Source organism: Clostridium sp. HMP27 (assembly GCF_000765165.1).
GTDB lineage: Bacteria > Bacillota > Clostridia > Clostridiales > Clostridiaceae > Clostridium_AK.
This window is the reverse complement of sequence record NZ_JMFY01000018.1, coordinates 346505-365648: the sequence shown is the minus strand read 5'-3', so window position 1 is coordinate 365648 and position 19144 is coordinate 346505. Positions and strand designations below refer to the sequence as shown.

At 30.1% G+C, this 19144-nt stretch carries 17 protein-coding genes, 1 pseudogene and 2 riboswitches; of the genes and pseudogenes, 15 read left to right on the top strand and 3 right to left on the bottom strand.

The genetic code is table 11. The annotated features are described in order from the left end of the window. The first annotated feature begins 264 nt into the window (after positions 1-264). Together DP68_RS10900 and DP68_RS10895 are read left to right on the top strand one after the other, a co-directional pair. Positions 265-804: an AAA family ATPase gene (locus tag DP68_RS10900; protein WP_035309343.1), complete on the top strand. Its 540-nt coding sequence runs from the start codon at positions 265-267 to the stop codon at positions 802-804. 18 nt (positions 805-822) lie between these two features. Then, the gene (locus DP68_RS10895; RefSeq protein WP_291548629.1) at positions 823-1317 is read left to right on the top strand and encodes a GNAT family N-acetyltransferase; all 495 of its coding nucleotides are present in this window, start codon (positions 823-825) and stop codon (positions 1315-1317) included. 181 nt (positions 1318-1498) lie between these two features. On the opposite strand, the gene DP68_RS10890 is transcribed toward DP68_RS10895, so the two are convergent. Then, positions 1499-2113, bottom strand: a complete 615-nt coding sequence (locus DP68_RS10890; protein ID WP_035309342.1) for a 3'-5' exonuclease — start codon at positions 2111-2113, stop codon at positions 1499-1501. 163 nt (positions 2114-2276) lie between these two features. Between DP68_RS10890 and DP68_RS10885 the strand changes: the two genes are divergently transcribed. From DP68_RS10885 to DP68_RS10860, 6 genes and pseudogenes are all read left to right on the top strand, one after another. After that, entirely contained in the window at positions 2277-2771 is a 495-nt protein-coding gene (locus DP68_RS10885; RefSeq protein WP_035309339.1) for an LURP-one-related family protein, read from the top strand. A gap of 84 nt (positions 2772-2855) precedes the next feature. Beyond that, positions 2856-3941: a 3-phosphoserine/phosphohydroxythreonine transaminase gene (serC, locus tag DP68_RS10880; protein ID WP_035309337.1), complete on the top strand. Its 1086-nt coding sequence runs from the start codon at positions 2856-2858 to the stop codon at positions 3939-3941. Between the two features lie 371 nt (positions 3942-4312). Continuing rightward, a riboswitch (cobalamin riboswitch) is annotated at positions 4313-4500 on the top strand. A gap of 137 nt (positions 4501-4637) precedes the next feature. Beyond that, positions 4638-6355, top strand: a pseudogene (locus tag DP68_RS10875) (methyl-accepting chemotaxis protein). A gap of 137 nt (positions 6356-6492) precedes the next feature. Continuing rightward, positions 6493-6605: riboswitch (SAM riboswitch) on the top strand. Positions 6606-6718: 113 nt separating this feature from the next. After that, positions 6719-8002 carry an O-acetylhomoserine aminocarboxypropyltransferase/cysteine synthase family protein gene (locus tag DP68_RS10870; RefSeq protein WP_363330954.1) on the top strand — a complete coding sequence of 428 codons (1284 nt, stop codon included), beginning with the start codon at positions 6719-6721 and terminating at the stop codon, positions 8000-8002. 79 nt (positions 8003-8081) lie between these two features. Next, the gene (gene metA / locus DP68_RS10865) at positions 8082-8987 is read left to right on the top strand and encodes a homoserine O-succinyltransferase (RefSeq protein ID WP_035309333.1); all 906 of its coding nucleotides are present in this window, start codon (positions 8082-8084) and stop codon (positions 8985-8987) included. A gap of 212 nt (positions 8988-9199) precedes the next feature. Continuing rightward, the gene (locus DP68_RS10860; protein ID WP_035309331.1) at positions 9200-9826 is read left to right on the top strand and encodes a DUF1847 domain-containing protein; all 627 of its coding nucleotides are present in this window, start codon (positions 9200-9202) and stop codon (positions 9824-9826) included. 59 nt (positions 9827-9885) lie between these two features. Here the strand turns inward: DP68_RS10860 and DP68_RS10855 are convergent, their stop codons facing one another. After that, positions 9886-11073: an MFS transporter gene (locus DP68_RS10855; protein WP_035309329.1), complete on the bottom strand. Its 1188-nt coding sequence runs from the start codon at positions 11071-11073 to the stop codon at positions 9886-9888. Between the two features lie 351 nt (positions 11074-11424). Between DP68_RS10855 and DP68_RS10850 the strand changes: the two genes are divergently transcribed. After that, positions 11425-12144: a YjgB family protein gene (locus tag DP68_RS10850; protein ID WP_035309327.1), complete on the top strand. Its 720-nt coding sequence runs from the start codon at positions 11425-11427 to the stop codon at positions 12142-12144. Positions 12145-12234: 90 nt separating this feature from the next. On the opposite strand, the gene DP68_RS10845 is transcribed toward DP68_RS10850, so the two are convergent. Further along, positions 12235-13278: a PocR ligand-binding domain-containing protein gene (locus DP68_RS10845; RefSeq protein ID WP_035309325.1), complete on the bottom strand. Its 1044-nt coding sequence runs from the start codon at positions 13276-13278 to the stop codon at positions 12235-12237. 363 nt (positions 13279-13641) lie between these two features. Between DP68_RS10845 and DP68_RS10840 the strand changes: the two genes are divergently transcribed. The 6 genes from DP68_RS10840 to malQ all read left to right on the top strand — a co-directional run bounded on the left by DP68_RS10840 (position 13642) and on the right by malQ (position 19143). Then, positions 13642-14193, top strand: a complete 552-nt coding sequence (locus DP68_RS10840) for a DUF5317 family protein (protein WP_035309323.1) — start codon at positions 13642-13644, stop codon at positions 14191-14193. Positions 14194-14308: 115 nt separating this feature from the next. After that, on the top strand, positions 14309-14806 hold the full coding sequence (locus DP68_RS10835) for a hypothetical protein (RefSeq protein ID WP_035309322.1): 498 nt from the start codon (positions 14309-14311) through the stop codon (positions 14804-14806). After that, positions 14775-15431: an accessory gene regulator B family protein gene (locus DP68_RS10830; RefSeq protein ID WP_035309320.1), complete on the top strand. Its 657-nt coding sequence runs from the start codon at positions 14775-14777 to the stop codon at positions 15429-15431. Before DP68_RS10835 ends, DP68_RS10830 begins: the two co-directional genes overlap by 32 nt. A gap of 7 nt (positions 15432-15438) precedes the next feature. After that, the gene (locus tag DP68_RS10825; RefSeq protein ID WP_035309318.1) at positions 15439-15573 is read left to right on the top strand and encodes a cyclic lactone autoinducer peptide; all 135 of its coding nucleotides are present in this window, start codon (positions 15439-15441) and stop codon (positions 15571-15573) included. 83 nt (positions 15574-15656) lie between these two features. Continuing rightward, on the top strand, positions 15657-17375 hold the full coding sequence (locus tag DP68_RS10820) for a diguanylate cyclase (RefSeq protein WP_035309316.1): 1719 nt from the start codon (positions 15657-15659) through the stop codon (positions 17373-17375). A 295-nt stretch (positions 17376-17670) separates the two neighbouring features. Next, on the top strand, positions 17671-19143 hold the full coding sequence (malQ, locus tag DP68_RS10815) for a 4-alpha-glucanotransferase (protein ID WP_035309313.1): 1473 nt from the start codon (positions 17671-17673) through the stop codon (positions 19141-19143). Position 19144 lies beyond the last annotated feature (1 nt).

Sequence of the window (19144 nt, the reverse complement as noted above, 5' to 3'; positions counted from 1 at the left end):
GAAGCTAAAAACTAGCATTTATAATATATAGTTATGTCAACAAGAGCGAAAAATCCATAGTTTTCATAAATATTTGAGTTTTCAGTGTTAAAAACCCCTATGCTAATTATGAGCATGGGGGCTTTTAATTTGAATAATGGGTCGAGTATAAATTAGCGGGAAAATTATAAAGGTTAACAGAAGTGATATATGCATAAATTGTTGGAAATCAATAAAATTTTGCTATACTATAGATTAAGTGATGTAAATAAGGAGGAAATTCATATGACTGTTAGAAAAGGAATCTATATTATAACTGGAATAATGGCTTCAGGAAAATCTACAATTGCACAGATGTTGGCAGAACATTTTGATAAGGGTGTTCATGTGCATGGTGATATATTTAGAAAGATGATTGTCAAAGGAAATATTGACATGACACCTGATTATTCTCAAAGTGCTTTAGAGCAATTGATACTTCGTTATAATATGGCAGCAAAAGTGTCAGATATGTATTATGAAGCTGGATTTTCCGTTGTTGTACAGGATACTTACTTAGGAAAAGAAGTTCATTCTTTTCTTCAGGCATTTAAATCGAAGCCAGTATACTATATTACACTAAATCCAAATATTGGTTCAGTGATAGAAAGAGAAAGAAGGCGTAATAAAACAGGATATACAACCTGGGATGTTAAACCTCTTCATGAAGTACTGATAAATGAAAATCCAAAAGTAGGACTTTGGCTAGATTCATCCAATATGACTCCTGAAGAAACTGTAGAAGAGATTATAAAACGTGCAGAATCCGAGGCGCGTATTATGTAATGAGCTAGGAGTGGTGAAATGATGAATAGAATTTATGTAGAAAAATTCCTATCAGACGAAGATTTTAAACATTATTTTATTTTAGTTTCTAATGAAAAAGTAATGGCAATGGTTACAGAAAGAGCAATTCCATTGGATGAAGCAAGAAGTAACTTTAAACTATTATTAGAGAGGAATAAAAGACATAAAGCTTTTGGAAGCTTTAAGGTTTTTGAAACAACCACAAATAACTTTATAGGTTTATCAATGTTGAAGATAAATGAAGATGACTTAAGTGAAGCAGAACTTGGATATTTATTACTTCCTGAATTTTGGAGAAAGGGATATGGAAGTGAAATTGCAAAAATGCAGCTAAATAAGGCCAAAGAATTAAAAGTATTACATCGAATTACAGCAATAATAGATCCTAATAATATAGCATCAAAAAAGATATTGTTAAGTAATGGTTTTATTTCAGAAAAAATATGTGAAATTGATGGGCTGCCGGGAGAAATACTTAGTAAAACTATATGATAGTGTATTTAATAATAAAATAACCTCAACCATAGAAAACATCTTCCAATGATGTAGGGTGCTTTTTTATGTGCTATATCTTGAGTGCCACCAACATGACAAGCTTATATAAAGGTATGAGGCAAGCATCGTAATAGAGCCTGTCCCATACCTTTTTAGACTAATGGCAGAGAGGAATATTTTAAATACCATTAACCATATTAGTAAAATATTTTGGTGGGATATATCCTTTTTTTATTCCTTCTGTAACTAGCAAATATGTAGCTGTGGTATCAAATCTAGCATCGTGAAAGCTTCCTGTTTCGTTAAAAAGTTTTTTGCTTAAGGTATCTATATGAGAATTTTCTATATTAAGAAACCTTAAAGCTTCTTCAAGTTTAGGTGCTTTAATAGCGTCATGATTATTTTTAAAATTACATATATTTTTGTAATAATTCATAGTGCAAAATATATGTTTATAATTAAAGTCTTCTCCACATCCTTCTAATTCAGAAGTCAAAAAATTTATATCAAAATTAACATTATGACCTATGATAACATCCGCAGTTTGAAAGTCTACTAGAAATTCTTCAAGACAATCCTCAAAATATCTACCATTACTTAATTCGTATAACTTTTCAATGCTAAAACCATGAACTTTTTCTGCACTTGGCTCTACATACTCCACGGTGAAGAAAATATTTTTACCAATAGTTTTGGTTGGTTTTAAACTGGTGTCAACGAAAATATAGCTGAGCTGACATATGCTGCCTGGTCTTAAACCTGTTGTTTCTGTATCGAAAAATATCATTTTCATATTTGAAAATCCTCCTAGAGTTGTTTCATTATATATTATAGTAAAGTGTAGAGGAAGTGACAAGAGTATAGAATCTTCGTGGGTGTAATCATATAAGGCTAAAAATCTACATATATGATATAATATTTAAAATAATTAATGGGCTAGAATAGGGGGAGATTAAATGAAATATAAGATTCGGCAGAAAGTTTTTAGTTTTGCAGATAATTTTATAATCAAGGATGAAAGTGACAGACCTTGGTTTGTTGTAAAAGGAAAATTCTTTTCAATTGGAGATAAATTAGCTATAGAAGATCTAGATGGCAATCAGTTATTTTATATTGAACAAAATCTATTTAAGCTGTTACCGGAATATCATATTTTTCAAAGTAATATACAAGTAGCGAAGGTGAAAAAGGAGCTTACCTTTTTTAAACCAAAGTTTTCTATAGAAAGTAAGTTTGGAGAATATGAAGTGAATGGAGATATTTTTTCCTATAGCTTTCAAGTAATAAAAAACAAAAGAATAGTTGCAACTGTTAATAAAAAGTGGTTTACTTTTGCAGATACCTACGGAGTAAACATTATTGATGAAGAAAATCATCCATTCCTATTGACGTTGGTTATTGTAATTGACCAGGTTGTTCATGATAAAAGTAATAGTAACAATTCTAATTAATTTAAATATTTACAGTAGTACATAATATGAATTTTATACTATAATATATAAATCAAGGTTATCAAAACAAAAGGGGGGCTTTTTATGTCAAGAGTATATAATTTTTCTGCAGGTCCGGCTGTATTACCAGAGAAGGTACTTAAAGAAGCAGCAGAGGAAATGTTAGATTATAATGGCACTGGTATGTCAGTTATGGAGATGAGTCATCGTTCTAAGGCTTTTGAAAAGATTATTGGAGATGCTGAAAAGTGTTTAAGAGATCTAATGAACATACCTGATAATTATAAAGTGTTATTTCTTCAAGGTGGAGGACATCAGCAATTTGCAATGATTCCAATGAATTTGATGAAAAATAAGGTTGCAGACTACATTAATACAGGTCAATGGGCAAAAAGGGCGATGTTAGAAGCAAAAATATATGGAAAAGTTAATCTTATAGCTTCTTCAGAAGATAAGAATTACTCATACATACCTGATTTAAAAGAGTTAAAGATTTCTGATGATTCAGATTATGTGTATATATGTCATAACAATACAATTTATGGAACTAAATATAATCAATTGCCAGATACAGGAGATAAGATACTAGTTGCGGATATGTCCTCAGATATTTTATCTGAACCAATAGATGTAACTAAATATGGTCTTATATTTGCAGGAGCTCAAAAGAACATAGGTCCTGCAGGCGTTGTTATAGTAATAATTCGCGAGGATTTAATTACTGAGGATGTACTACCGGGAACTCCAACTATGTTGAAATACAAGACTCATGTAGATAATAATTCATTATATAATACTCCACCAGCATATGGAATATATATATGTGGGAAAGTGTTTAAATGGCTTGAAAATAAGGGTGGACTAGAAGCAATGAAGAAAATTAATGAAGAAAAGGCTGCAATACTTTATGAATATCTTGATTCAAGCAGCATGTTTAAAGGAACAGTTGTAAAGAAGGATCGTTCATTAATGAATGTACCTTTTATAACTGGATCGGATGAATTGGATGCTAAGTTTGTAAAGGAAGCTAAAGCAGCTGGATTTGAAAACTTAAAAGGACATAGAACTGTCGGAGGAATGAGAGCAAGTATATATAATGCTATGCCAATAGAAGGTGTAAAAGCTTTAGTTCAATTTATGAAAAAATTTGAAGAAGAGAATAAGAAATAAGTTATATGTAAGTTATAAATTGAAAAATTAAAATTTGTACTTTCATAATACAAAGCAATATTTAGAAGTTAAAAGCTAGTCGTTATATAACGACTAGCTTTTTTAGATAAAGTTATTATTTGTTTTACGCCATTATTGTATATAAATAAGCTTATATAATTTAAGCATATTTGTGATAAAATGTAGGAGTTGTTAAAAATATTATGGGAAAAATGTTGAAATATTGCAGAAATGAGGTTAAACTTATAGAGAAATGAGAAAATATGTTATAAAGTACTAATAAATGTTATTTGTAAATAAAGCATTAGTTTGATAGATAATAAATTATGTATTAATCCTAATGTTTAAGGATGACAGTTTTAAATAATTAATTGAATAATTTTAAAATAGGTTCAATAGATAAGTAATTTATTGAGTATAAGAGAATCTGGGTGAAAATCCCACATGGTCTCGCCGCTGTAAGAGAATAGTTTTTTCAATTGCCACTGGATAGCTCTGGGAAGGGTGAAAAAGCGTTGACGCTCAAGTCAGAATACCTGCCTATTTTAAGCTGCCAAAAACTCTACGAGAAATAGAGGGAGGGGATTGAAATGATTCATGTAGATTTTCAATAAATAGCCATTTAACCATTAGGTTAAAGGGTTATTTGTCATGGGATTTTTAGAGTTAAGATTTTCAAAAAAGGGGAGCAATAAAATGAAATTTTTTAATAATTTAGGTGTAAAGAAAAAACTTAATATGGTATTTACAATAATATGTATTTTCATACTTTTAATTGGTGCGCAAGGAGTATTTAGTTCTGCAAAAATAAGTAAAAGCGCAAATAACATGTATAGCAATAACTTAATATCTATCAAAAATTTGGAGGAAACAAAGGGGAATTTAAATGAGATTAGAGCTAATATTCTTAGAATTGTTTATGAGAGGGATAGGTCAAAATTAAATGAACAAATAAAAACTATAGATGATTTAACAAATAAAGATATACTATTAGAACAAGAATATCAAGCTTTACCTGAAATATCAGAGGAAGAAGAAAGAAATTATGCTGACTATAAAAATGATTTAGAAAAATATAGAGAAGCAAGAGGTAAAGTTATAGAACTTGCCCAAGCTAATAATTATGATGAAGCAGTTAAATTATATAATTCAGCTGTATCACCAATAACAGATAGTATGTTTGAAAAGATAAAAAAGTGCGTTGAAATAAATGAAAGTTTAGCAAAGCAGGATAACATAGATAACATAGCTCAATTTAACAAAGTTAGAAATACCACTTTAATTTATACACTAATAGCATTTTTAATAATAATTTTTATTGCATATGTAATAGTAAAAAATATAATGAATCCATTGAATAAGATAAAGAATTTGGCACAAAGATTATCAAACTATGATTTAACAGAGCCAATTGATATTACAAGGAAGGATGAGTTCGGACAAACAGGTGTAGCTTTAAATACAGCACAGGAAAATGTAAGTAACTTAGTAAAAGTAATTATGGAAAATTCACAGGATATAAGTGCCTCTTCTGAAGAACTTTCGGCTACTGTTGAAGAATTAGCAACAAAGGCAGAAACTATTGATGAAGCAGTAGATAGCATTGCTGCAGTTATGCAAGAGTCTAGTGCTACATCACAGCAAATAAGTGCATCTGCACAAGAAGTAGATTCAAGTATTAATGTACTTTCTTCTAAAGCTATGGAAGGGAGCAGTAATGCAAATAACTTTAAAGAAAGAGCTAAAGAAGTTAAAAATAAAAGTCAGCAAGCTATAGAGGAAACTCGAAGGATATATATTGAAAAACAAAAGAATATGCTGAAGGCTATAGAAGACGGAAAGGTAGTAGATAGCATAAAAGTTATGGCAGATACTATAGGAAGTATAGCAGGACAAACTAATCTTCTTGCGTTAAATGCCGCTATAGAAGCAGCAAGAGCTGGAGAGCAAGGAAGAGGTTTTGCAGTAGTGGCAGAAGAGGTAAGAAAACTTGCAGAGCAATCAGCACAAGCGGTAATAAATATTCAAGATACTATTTCTAAAGTTCAGCAGGCATTTAAAAGTAGTATTGATACAGGCAGCGATATATTAGAATTTATTAATAAACAGGTTCAGGAGCAATTTATGCCTATGGACAAACTGGTGATCAATATTATAACGACTCGGATTTTGTAAGCAAAATGTCTGAAGAAATTGCAGCTATGGCAGAAGAAATTACCGCCACAGTAGAGCAAGTCAGTGAAGCAGTATTGAATATGGCACATGCCTCACAAAAATCAAGTTCAGAAGCAGAAACGATAAAGATAAGTATGGATGAAAATACAAAAGCTATAGATCAAGTAGCAATAACAGCACAAAGTCAAGCAGAACTTGCTCAAAGATTAAATGAAATAGTTCAAAAGTTTAAGATTTAGGCAACTTGAAGTTATATATTGTAAGAGTTACAAATAAAGTCGATGAGAATATTGGATTAAATAAGATATAAAGTAAAAAACACTTGACATATTATAAATTTATGTGTTAAATTAATTTAAAATTAAATAAAAAATTAATCTTATCAAGAGTGGTTGAGGGACTGGCCCGATGAAACCCAGCAACAGCTAGTTTAAAATGTTAAACTGGAAATGTGCTAATTCCTGCAGGAAATATCCTGGAAGATAAGAAGAGGAGTAGACTATCTAAATTAATAGTCTATTGTATAGTTATACATAACCGCTTTTTATCGTAAGATTAAAGCGGTTTTTTATTTTTTATATAAATAAATTTAAGGGGGAAACATAATGAAGAATAATTTTAACAAGGGGACAATATGTGTTCAAGGAGGATATAAGCCTAATTCAGGAGAACCAAGGATTTTACCAATTTATCAAAGTACAACATATAAATACAATGATCCAGATGAAGTAGCAGCATTATTTGATTTGAAATCAGAAGGACATATGTATTCAAGAATAAGTAATCCAACTGTAACTGCCTTTGAAGAAAAGGTTAATGAATTGGAAGGTGGTGTTGGAGCTCTTGCAGTATCTTCAGGACAAACTGCAACTGCTCTATCTATATTAAATATTTGTAAAAACGGTGAGCATATTGTAGCTACATCAACTCTTTATGGAGGAACTTTTTCACTATTATCAACAACTTTAAAAAAGTTTGGAATTAATGTAACCTTTGTTAATCCTGATGCTAGTGAAGAGGAAATATTAAGCTGTTTTAAGGATAATACTAGAGCAATCTTTGGAGAAACCATAGGAAATCCAGGATTAAATATATTAGACTTTGAAAAACTTGCAACAGTTGCAAAGAAAAAAGAAGTGCCGTTTATTGTGGACAATACCTTAGCCACGCCATATTTATGTAATCCAATTCAGCATGGAGCAAATATAGTTATTCATTCTACAACAAAATATATTGATGGACATGCAACTAGTATAGGTGGAATTATCATAGATGGAGGAAATTTCAACTGGGATAATGGGAAATATCCCGACCTTACAGAGCCAGACCCAAGTTATCATGGAATTAAATATGTGGAAACTTTTAAAAGTGCAGCATATATAGTAAAAGCTCGTGTTCAATTATTAAGAGATTTGGGGGCTTGCACAAGTCCTTTTAATGCATTTTTGTTCAACCTAGGGGTTGAAACACTTCATTTAAGAATGGAAAGGCACAGCTATAATGCTTTAAAATTGGGACAGTACCTAGAAAATCATGAAAAGGTTAGTTGGGTAAGTTATCCTTTCCTCCAAAGTCATTCTAGCTATGATTTAGCTAAAAAATATTTACCTAAAGGGGCTAGTGGTATTTTAACCTTCGGAATAAAAGGTGGAGTTGAAGCTGGAAAGCAGTTTATTAGAAAATTAAAATTGGCAGCTCTAGTTGTGCACTTAGGAGATGCTAGAACTTCAGTAATTCATCCGGCAAGTACCACTCATAGACAGCTTAATGAAGAAGAACAGTTAGCTTCAGGAGTTACATCGGATTTGATAAGAGTTTCTGTAGGAATTGAAGATATTGAAGATATTATAAAGGATTTTAATCAAGCTCTAGGAAATTTAGATTAAAAATTAACTTTTTTAATTATTGCTTTTATATAATTTGAGAAAGTAATTTTAAAATTAATGAGATAAGGGGAATGCAAATATGCCAATTATAATACCAGAAAATCTTCCAGCAGCAAAGCTTCTTACAGAGGAAAATATATTTGTAATGCATGAAAATAGAGCATTACATCAAGATATTAGGCCTTTAAAAATAGCAATATTAAATTTAATGCCAACTAAGATTGAAACAGAAAATCAGCTTTTAAGACTTTTAGGTAACACTCCTCTGCAAGTAAATATAAAACTTTTACATGTAGAGGAACATAAATCAAAAAATACATCAGAAGAACACTTAGAGAGCTTCTATTACTCTTTTAAAGATGTTAAAGAGGAAAGATTCGATGGAATGATAATAACAGGAGCCCCTATTGAGCATTTGGATTTTGAAGATGTAGATTATTGGAATGAGTTAAAGGAAATTATGGATTTTTCTAAAACTAATGTAACATCAACCCTTCATATATGTTGGGCAGCACAAGCAGGACTTTATCAGCATTTTGGGATTCCAAAGTATCATCTTTCTAAAAAAATGTTTGGTGTTTTTAGTCATAAAGTTTTAAACAAAAAAGTTAAACTTTTGCGAGGATTTGATAATGAGTTCTATGCTCCCCATTCAAGACATACTGAAATTTTAAGAAAAGATATAGAAGGAGTCAATGAACTTGAAATTTTAGCTGAATCAAATGAGGCAGGGGTATATATAGTAACTTCAAAAGATGAAAGGCAAATATTTATAACTGGACATTCAGAATACGATCCACTAACTTTAAAGACAGAATATAATAGAGATATTTCAAGAGGACTTGAAATGGATGTACCTAAGAATTATTTTTTAGACGATAATCCAAATGAAGATATAGTAGTAAGGTGGAGAGCTCACGCAAGTTTGCTATTTTCAAATTGGCTAAATTACTATGTTTATCAAGAAACACCATATCAAATTTAAAAAGAAGTGTTGTAAGAAAAAGTTTAATTTCAATTGGTTTTCAAAATAAATTGAATATCTAATATTAAAGGACTAGCTAAAAATACTTAGCTAGTCCTTTAATATAATAAATTATGAGTAATTAAATATGAATATAGTAGTATAATTAATATAGATAAAATGGAAGAAGGAGAAAAATATAAATTTTTAAATAACAAAATTGAGGTGGGAATATGTTATATACTTGTGCTATGTGTAGTGAACATCACTGTAAAAAGGGAGAACTGCAAAAGTTACCTACTAATTGTCCATGCAATGAAAAAGGGGAACAGGAAAATATAAAGAAATTATATCTTGCAGAAGAAAGCTATAAATTAGCGTACAATTCTGCATTAGTTGAAGCAGAAGGATATTGTAAAAAAACAAGACTTGAAGAGATAATGGATTTTGCAAACAAATGCAGATTTAAAAAGCTTGGAGTAGCATTTTGTATAGGTTTAAGTAATGAAGCAAAGATGTTATGTAAAATATTAAGGCACAATGGCTTTGATGTTGATTCAATAGTGTGCAAAAATGGAAGCATACCTAAGGAATATTTGAACATTAAAGATAATGAAAAGGTAAGACCAGGAACTTATGAGCCGATGTGCAATCCTATAGGACAGGCTAATTTTCTAAATAGTGCAAAAACAGAATTGAATATTATGCTGGGATTATGTGTAGGACATGACTCGCTATTTATAAAATGTTCTGATGCACCTATAACTGTTTTTGCAGTTAAGGATAGAGTACTTGCACACAATCCTTTAGGAGCACTGTATCTTTCAGAGGGATATTATAAAAACAAGTTGTATAAATGATGATAAAATTATCAAAAGACTATAGCCAGGAATACTGTACTATAGTCTTAGTTTTTACATTAATCAGTCAATTCAATATTAACTTTTTTTGTATTTATATCTATTTGAGGTATGGGTAAACTAATACTTATTATTGTTGCGATAATAGGTATTATTGCAAGAGAGGAAATTGCTGAATGAATGCTGTAGTTATCAGAAATCCACCCTAGTATAGGAGCAAATACGCCTCCAACACTTACAGCAAGTCCCAAAGTAACTCCAGAAGCTAAACCTATATGATTTGGTAAATATTTTTGTCCGTAAACTACCATTGGGCTATAAGGTGCATATAATCCTATAGCTATAGGTATTAGCATTAAAGTTGCTAGTTTCACATTTTGAATATTTATAAAGATAAATAAAAGCGGTATAAGTGATGCATAACCCATTACAATTATTTTTTTGTAGCCGAATTTATCTGCTAAACGACCAGCAACAAGAGTGCTCATAGCACCGGTAACAATTAATATAGTTAAGGCAGCACTACCTGCAGTTTTAGATTGGCCAAATACATTTATCCAGTAAAGTGGAAGGAAGGTATTAAGACCAAAGAATATAACGGACCTACAGGAAATTGCGGCTCCAAGACGAAGAAAGGAATTCCATTCATCTTTAACTGTTTCAGAAGAATTTAATATATTATTAGTTTTAGTATTTTCATACTTATATAAGTCTGATTTTTTTACAAATAATATTAGAGAAACTATTACAGCAGGCAAAATTAGAAGTAGAGAACCATTCAAATCTAATAATAGTATAATTGAAGTAGTAAGTATAGGACCTACAGCAAATCCCATATTGCCGCCAGCGGCAAAGGTACTTACTCCTGTTCCTTTTTTTTCCCCAGACATACTATTCACTATACGGGTGCCTTCAGGGTGAAAAGCAGCATTACCTATACCACTTATAGCAGCTGCAATTAATATAAGTGGATAGCTTGGAAGTACACCTACAAGACCAACTCCTATTCCTGCCATTAAAACACCTATAGGCATTAGCCAAGGAATAGAAATTTTATCAGCATAAAATCCAAACAATGGTTGAATTACTGAAGAACTTATATTTGCTGCAAATACCAAGGTTGCAGCAGCAGCATAGCTTAAATTACGATTGGATATCAAAAATGGAAGCATTGCAGGCAGTGCCCCTTGAAATATATCCACTATAAAATGAGATGAGGCCAGTAAGCCTATGTAACGTTTATTCATTTTATCGCCCCTTAATAAAAAAATGTATTTTATATATTTACATAACTATTATAATACAATTTAATAATTAAATGAATGACAAAAATTAACTATAAAGTTATGAAAGGTATAAGATTATAATAATATGGTAACGAGCCTATATGGAAGTTGAGTTGTTTATTGACAGACGACTCCCACAGTTGTAGTCTGTAAATATAGATTACATTTGGAGGATGAAAAAGTGAAAGGTGGATCAAACTTAATGAATTTAAAGTATTTGATTTTTACTTATACTGAAGCCTATAGTACCTTTGAAAATTTACTTTCTGAATCCCTATAATTTTTAGTAAGTATAATAAAAGGAGAGTTATCATGATTTTATTATTTAGTAAGAAGTCAATTACATGGAGCATTTTAGCCATATTTTTAAGCCTTATAGTAGGATGTTCAAGTACAACAAAACCTTTAAACGATAATAAGAATAATGATTCAAACAAGACTGAGGTCTCAAATAACACTGATGTTAAGTCGGGAGGAACCATTGATAAAACTTCTTCAAACAATAGTTCAACAACAAATTCTGAAGATAGCTCAAATAAACCAATAAGACAAGATAGTTCACAAAAGATATTACTTGACAATATTAGAAATTTAGCAAAGGTAGGAAAAATCATTAATTGTGATTTTCAAGTTAAATCCAATATTATCGAAGATGTAGAAAAAAAATGGGGTAAAGCAGATAAAACAGATTGGGTTCCAAAAGCAAAGGGCAATTATGCAACTTATTCAAAATACAACGTAGTATTTGGATTTAATAAAGGCACTCAAATTTTTGAAGTTAGATCTTTTGATAGCAGCTTAAAGAAAATATCTCTTTCAATGGTAAAAAAGGAATTTGGAACTCCAGAATATGATGTAAAGTATAATGGAGAAGAAATTATAGGTTATAAAGTAGGAGAAGAATTTAAAGTTTTATTTGTATTTCCACAACTTACAAAGACTAATAACGATCCTTTAATGGATCACTACTCTGTTTTATATCCGAGAGGAACTCTTAATAATATGGCAGATGATCCAGGAAGGCAGTGGTGATTTATAAGAGAATTAATAATGTAATTATCTTATAATAAATTAAAAGAGTATACATAAATTTATTCAAATGAAATTTATGTATACTCTCTATTATTTATGTTTTGTCATAGTATTTAGCTCATCAGCTAAACTTGTTAATTCTAATAAATTTGAAGTAATATCTTGAATTGCTGCAGTTTGCTGTTCAGTAGTTTGCAGTGTTTCATTTGAAGTTTCTATTGTTTTATCAACAGAATCTTGAATTTTCTTTGTAAGATCCATTATTTTTAAAGCTGTCTCTTTTGAGTTTTGAGATAAAGTCCTAATTTCAGTAGCAACTACCCCAAAACCTCTGCCAACTTCTCCTGCTCTTGCAGCTTCTATTGCAGCATTTAATCCCAGCATTTTTGTTTTATCTGCTATGGTTTTTATTGAATCTAATATTGAGTTTATTTCTATAGAGATTTCCTTTACATTAACAATTTCATCACTTAAATTATGTTGATTAGTTGTTACATTTGATGAAGATGCAGAAAGTTCTTCCATAGTAGCAGAAATTTGACTAAAGTTATCTGAAAGGGTTTGTGACATATTACTTAATTTAAGTTGTTCATAACCCATCTTTGAAAGAGCATTTGCTATAATAAATAACACTTCAGCAGCAGCTTGTACATTTTCTTGCTTTGTCATATAGACTTTTTTAGCTGAAGCAACATACTTTTCTGGATCAACTCCTATTTCAGATGCTGTTTTCCTAAATTTGTCTTCCATAGGAGCGGAAGTCAAAATTTGGCCGCCTAAGATTGTTCCTATTAAATGACCATTAACTAATATAGGTGCCGCAAAATCTATTAATCCTGCGTGGCAAGTAAATACATAAGGCCTTCCTGTTTTAGCAGCTTCTTCTCCAGCCTTTTTATGGGATATAGCACATCTATCATCTCCTATTTTAGTGGAGTGTGTAAAATCCATGCAGAAACTTGTATAGCAGCTTGGACGTGTTACAGGTTGTCCATCATTATCTACAGTAACACTTGCAATATTCATGCCAGTAGCAAAGTTATCTTGGAAGGTTTGAAGTAATTTTATATCAATAACATCCTTGATCTCAAGTGCAGAAATTTCTAAATCGCCATTTTCAAGTTTTTTAATCATTCTAAATCCTCCAAATATATATTTTTAAATTTTTAATGTTTAATTATCGATGATAAATAATTCAAAAACAGTGCTATATATTAACAAAGTATTAATTAAATGTTACGAAATTGTTAATTGAGGTATATTTTATTATATTATAACTTTTATATCCATTCAATCATTTTTATGTTAATAGTAAATATAAATTATTGAGTAAAAATACTTAGGCTTTTTAATAAATGAGTGGAATAAAATTAAAAAAATTGATATAATAAGGTTAAGTGGTAAGGTAAATATGAGATAATAAGTATATAAATAACAATTTGGGGATGACTACATAAATATTATATAAATTTACAATAGAAATGTGAGATTAATAATATGATAGAAGTTATATTGGTAGCACTATTAGTTGCAAAAATAAAAGGATACAATTTAAAACCATTTTTTAAATCGTGGGCTATGTATCCTATATTTATATATGAGATGCTATATATTTTTTTACAAGCTACAATTTTTTTGGGAGATTATAGATTTGTAGAATACGCAAGTTTAATAAAGTCTATTTATTTGAGTGTATATTTAATCCCTATAATAAAATATAAAAAATATTATAGTTCTATAATTGGATGTATATTTATTTTTATTGGAAGTACTTTAAACAATACTGTTATAAAAGCTAATAACGGAAGTATGCCTGTATTTCCTACATTATCCTATTGGACAGGCTATGTAAAAGAAGATTCGTTCAGTAAGGTTAATGACTTACATGTTCTGGGAAATTCGGAGATAAAGTTAAAGTCTTTATCAGATATAATCGATATTGGTTATAGTATTCTAAGTATTGGTGATATATTTATAAGATGTTTTGTTTTTATAATCATTTTTAACGTAATTAAAGAGGTAAATCAGAAAACATATTTAATTAAATAATGTATGGTATACATAAATAGTAAATTTAATGATGGTTGATAGTTCTTATGTTAAAAGTGTAATAATTTAATTAATAGATGCAATTATATATAAAGTTATTAAAGGAGAAAAGAATATGTTGAAATTAACTCTAACGGAGTTTTTTGTAAGAGGATTACCGGAGGCATTTTTATTTATTTTTGGGGTATATGCATTTTCTAAAGGTTTTATCAATACTAAAAAATATATAACATCCAGTCTTTTATATGGGTTTATGGCATATATGGTTAGATTTCTTCCTATTCACTATGGTGTACATACTATAATAAATGTTTTTATAATTATCGCATTAACAGTTAATATAAATAAAATTGATTTAAGTGCATCAATACGATCTGCTATAACTGTGATAATTCTACAGTTTATATGTGAAGGAATTAATGTACTTATAATACAATATATTTTAGGAGCTGATATAAATCATGTATTTAGTGATCCGATTCTAAAAACATTATATGGAATTCCATCTATTATAGTTTTTGCGGTTGTTGCAATAGCATACTATATAAGATTGTCAAAAAGAAAAGAGTTGAGAGATATAAATGGAAAAACTATCCAGCAACATTGCAAATAGAGTAGCTTTAGAATTAAATATGAATGATGACAAAAGAGATGTTATAGCTTATGGAACATTTGCACTTATACAGACTATTATTTCTATATTTCTTGTAGGTACATTTGGTCTTATGTTTCATGTATCTCTTGAAGCACTAATAGTATTATTTACAGCAAGTATATTTAGAAAATATTCAGGAGGGGCTCATGCAAGTTCACCAGGAAATTGTACTTCTATCGGAGTAATCATATGTATTGGACAAGCGTTATTAATATCTTTTTTAGTATGTGTTTATATAAACTTTAAAATTGCTTTAATTTTAGAGATAATAGTTTTTATATGGTCTTACTATATGATTTATAAGTTAGCTCCTGTTGATAATCCATCAAAGCGTATTAAAAGCCAAGAAAAAAGAAAGCGAATGAAAAAGAGATCTATTCTGATTTTAAATAGTTATTTGATAATTGATATATTTATAATGATAGCATATTTTAATTTTAACAAAGCAGCACTTCTTGTATACGCGCTATGTCTAACGGGAGGCATAGCTTGGCAAACCTTTACTCTTACTAAAAGTGGGCACTTAATATTAGCTAAAATAGATATATTTTTAAAATATCTATTATATATAGGAAGGAAGTGAAAATAAAATGAAAAAACTAAATTCCAAATTTTTAGCGTTAATCGCAACACTAACTACTATTGTTGCTGCTTCAGTAGCTACATCTGCATGTTCATGGTTTTCATATCAACCTGAAGAGCCAAAATGTCTTAGAGACGAATAGTACACTAATAAGTAATATATAATAAGGTGAAAAAATTTCACCTTATTATATTCTTTTTACAGTAAAGTTGAGGTAAGTATAGAATGTCAAATTTTGAAATTGATAAGCATAAAAGAATATATGAAATACTGTCAATTGTAAAAATATCATCATTATTATTTTCTGGCATAGCTTTTTTAAGAAGATATTTTGATAATAATGATTCTTTAATAGAAAATGTAAAGAGCTACTATAGCTATCTGTCTTATGTTATATTTATAATGCTACTATCTCTAATTTATATCATATGGACATTTGCAACAACGAAAAAAAATAGCATAAGACATAATATGTTTATACAAGTAATTGAAAATATAGTATTTATATCGATGTTTTTTGCTGCAATACTTCTCTCCGGTGGTTATAAGAGCAGCTATAAATTTTTGTTCTTATTTATTATAATAACTACCACTATACAATCAGGCATGAAACAAGGAGTAATAGTAGCCTGTATTTCTTCAATTATTATATTGACAATAGATATTGTTGGAATACAAGGAGTAGAAGTAAATCAATATTTTGAAAATGATTTAATTTTAGCAGGAGTATTTATTCTCACTGCATGGCCTCTTGGGTTTTATGTAAGGATGGAAAGTGAACATATTAAGGAACTTCAAAGGTTGGTAAATCAGGATGGACTTACTGGTGTATATAACCATAGATTTTTTCATGATGTATTAAGAGAAAAAGTGATGTCATATGAAAAGGGAAATAAGCCCATTTCTATGATATTCATTGATATAGATTACTTCAAACATTATAATGACCTTTATGGACATCAAAAGGGTGATGCAGTACTTAAAAGTATAGGGTCAATACTCAAAAATAATGCAAGAGAAAATGATATTGTTGCTAGGTATGGGGGAGAAGAATTTTCAATAATATTACCTGATACTTCAGAAAAAGATGCAATTAGCATTGCAGAAAACATAAGATATAAAATAGAAAAGACTTACTTTGAGGGAGAAGAAAATCAACCTAATGGGAAGATAACAGTTTCAATGGGAGTTTCTATCTATCCAGATAAAGCAAAAAGTGATGTTGAACTTATTAAAAGTGCAGATGATGCCCTTTATCGAGCTAAGTTCTTTAATAAAAACAGGGTTGAGTGTTATACTTCAATACTCGATGAATTAAAAAATGATATAGAGGAAAGACATATAGATCTTGTTACATCCATAAAAACTTTGATAAGCGTTATTAATGCAAAAGATAAATATACATATGGGCATGTTGAAAGAGTGGTAATTTACAGCAAAATGCTGGCAAATAAACTTGGACTTGATGAAGAAGATAAGAAAAAGCTTATATACGGAGCTTATATGCATGATATTGGCAAGATAAATATTCCAAAGGAAGTATTAAATAAAAGAATGTCATTAACTAATGAAGAATGGGAAATGCTTAAAGGCCATCCGTTAAATGGAGTAGAAATAATAAAACCTGTTGAATCACTAAGAGATATTTCCCCTCTCATACTGCACCATCATGAAAGGTATGACGGGAAGGGATATCCAAGTAATCTTAAAGGGGAACAGATACCTTTTCTAGCGAGAGTTTTAACAGTTGTAGATAGTTTTGATGCTATGACATCCAATAGACCATATAACAAAAGAAAAACTTATGATGAAGCTATTGATGAGCTAAAAAGATGTAGTGGTAATCAATTTGATCCAGTTATTACCCGAGCATTTATAGATCTAATTCTTGAAAGCAACTCCAATATTGGGTATGATTCTTCATTAAATTTAAAGTTATCTTAAAATAATTAAACGAACTTAAAACAGGTTAGTCAAATAAAAATGACTAGCCTATTTACTATTAGAAAGTTAAGTGTGATTTCAATAAAATGCAGTATAATGAAATTTTTAAGTAATATAATATTGTAAGGTTGGATATGGTTCAATAGATATGGGAGCTATGACGGCAATGTTAGTACTTGCGATTATTCCAATTGTAATATTTTACTTTGCATGTCAGAAATATATTATAAAGGTGTTGTATCAGGGACTGTCAAGGGGTAGATTGTTACAGCGATGATGCAGTAAGGGGGAGAAAATGAGAAGCAGCGGGATATTACTACCAATTGCTAGTTTACCATCAAAGTATGGAATAGGATCATTTTCGAAAAATGCCTATGAGTTTATAGACAAATTAAAAGAATCAGGGCAGAGTTACTGGCAAATACTTCCCTTAGGGCCTACAGGATATGGGGATTCGCCATATCAATCTTTCTCTACTTTTGCTGGTAATCCTTACTTCATTGATTTAGAAACATTAATAGATGAAGGATATTTAACTAAGGAAGAATGTAATGCCTATGACTTTGGGGATGATGATAGATATATAAACTATGAAAAAATATATTTATCAAGATTTAGAATATTAAAAACTGCATACGTTAGAAGTGATATTAGTAAAAGAATAGAATTTCAGGAGTTTGTGTGTAAAAACTCTTACTGGTTAGATGATTATGCTCTTTATATGGCCATTAAAAATCATTTTTTGGGTATTAGTTGGGGTAAGTGGGAAAATGATATCAAAATGAGGGAAACTGATGCAATGGAAAGGCTTAGAGTCAAGTATGCAGATGAAATTATATTTTATGAGTTTCTACAATTTATATTTGCATTGCAATGGTCAAAGTTAAAAAACTATGCTAATGAATGCGGTATTAAAATTATTGGAGATATCCCAATCTATGTTGCTTTTGATAGTGCAGATGCATGGTCTCATCCAGAACTATTTCAACTTGATGAAAATAGAAATCCAATTGCAGTTGCAGGGTGTCCACCAGATGCATTTTCAAAAACAGGACAGTTATGGGGCAATCCCCTTTATGATTGGGAGAAACACAAAAGTACTTCCTATGCTTGGTGGATTCAAAGGATTGCACATTCGTTCAATTTGCACGATGTTGTTCGCATAGATCACTTTAGGGGTTTTGATGAATATTATTCTATACCCTATGGGGAAATCACAGCAGAAAATGGCATTTGGAGAAAGGGGCCCGGCTATGATATCTTTAAAAAATTAAAAGATAAGCTTGGTAGTTTGAATATAATTGCTGAAGATTTAGGATTTTTAACAGAAAGTGTTTTACAGCTTGTTAAGAAAACTGGATATCCAGGAATGAAAGTATTAGAATTTGCTTTTGATTCTAGAGAAGAAAGCGATTATTTACCACATAATTATTATAGAAATTCTGTAGTTTATACTGGAACCCATGATAATGAAACCATTTTAGGGTGGTATAAAAACCTTAATCCTCAGGATAAAAAGTTTGCCATAGACTATTTAGATATTACCAGTGAAAAAGACATTAATTGGAAATTTATTAGATCAGCACTTTCAAGTGTTGCTGATTTAGCAGTGATACCAATGCAAGATTACTTGGGGTTAGGTAACAAAGAGAGGATTAATACACCATCAACAGTTGGGGATAACTGGAGATGGCGCTTATTAGAAAATGAATTTACCACTGAATTGACAGAAAAGATACGGAAGATTACAAAATTATATGGAAGATAAA

Coding starts and splice junctions, on each gene's coding strand:
- DP68_RS10895 (WP_291548629.1), top strand. CDS start 823: ATGATGAATAGAATTTATGTAGAAAAATTCCTATCAGACGAAGATTTT.
- serC (WP_035309337.1), top strand. CDS start 2,856: ATGTCAAGAGTATATAATTTTTCTGCAGGTCCGGCTGTATTACCAGAG.
- metA (WP_035309333.1), top strand. CDS start 8,082: ATGCCAATTATAATACCAGAAAATCTTCCAGCAGCAAAGCTTCTTACA.
- DP68_RS10825 (WP_035309318.1), top strand. CDS start 15,439: ATGAAAAAACTAAATTCCAAATTTTTAGCGTTAATCGCAACACTAACT.
- DP68_RS10855 (WP_035309329.1), bottom strand. CDS start 11,073: ATGAATAAACGTTACATAGGCTTACTGGCCTCATCTCATTTTATAGTG.
- DP68_RS10890 (WP_035309342.1), bottom strand. CDS start 2,113: ATGAAAATGATATTTTTCGATACAGAAACAACAGGTTTAAGACCAGGC.
- DP68_RS10835 (WP_035309322.1), top strand. CDS start 14,309: ATGTTGAAATTAACTCTAACGGAGTTTTTTGTAAGAGGATTACCGGAG.
- DP68_RS10820 (WP_035309316.1), top strand. CDS start 15,657: ATGTCAAATTTTGAAATTGATAAGCATAAAAGAATATATGAAATACTG.
- DP68_RS10885 (WP_035309339.1), top strand. CDS start 2,277: ATGAAATATAAGATTCGGCAGAAAGTTTTTAGTTTTGCAGATAATTTT.
- DP68_RS10830 (WP_035309320.1), top strand. CDS start 14,775: ATGGAAAAACTATCCAGCAACATTGCAAATAGAGTAGCTTTAGAATTA.
- malQ (WP_035309313.1), top strand. CDS start 17,671: ATGAGAAGCAGCGGGATATTACTACCAATTGCTAGTTTACCATCAAAG.
- DP68_RS10900 (WP_035309343.1), top strand. CDS start 265: ATGACTGTTAGAAAAGGAATCTATATTATAACTGGAATAATGGCTTCA.
- DP68_RS10840 (WP_035309323.1), top strand. CDS start 13,642: ATGATAGAAGTTATATTGGTAGCACTATTAGTTGCAAAAATAAAAGGA.
- DP68_RS10850 (WP_035309327.1), top strand. CDS start 11,425: ATGATTTTATTATTTAGTAAGAAGTCAATTACATGGAGCATTTTAGCC.
- DP68_RS10845 (WP_035309325.1), bottom strand. CDS start 13,278: ATGATTAAAAAACTTGAAAATGGCGATTTAGAAATTTCTGCACTTGAG.
- DP68_RS10860 (WP_035309331.1), top strand. CDS start 9,200: ATGTTATATACTTGTGCTATGTGTAGTGAACATCACTGTAAAAAGGGA.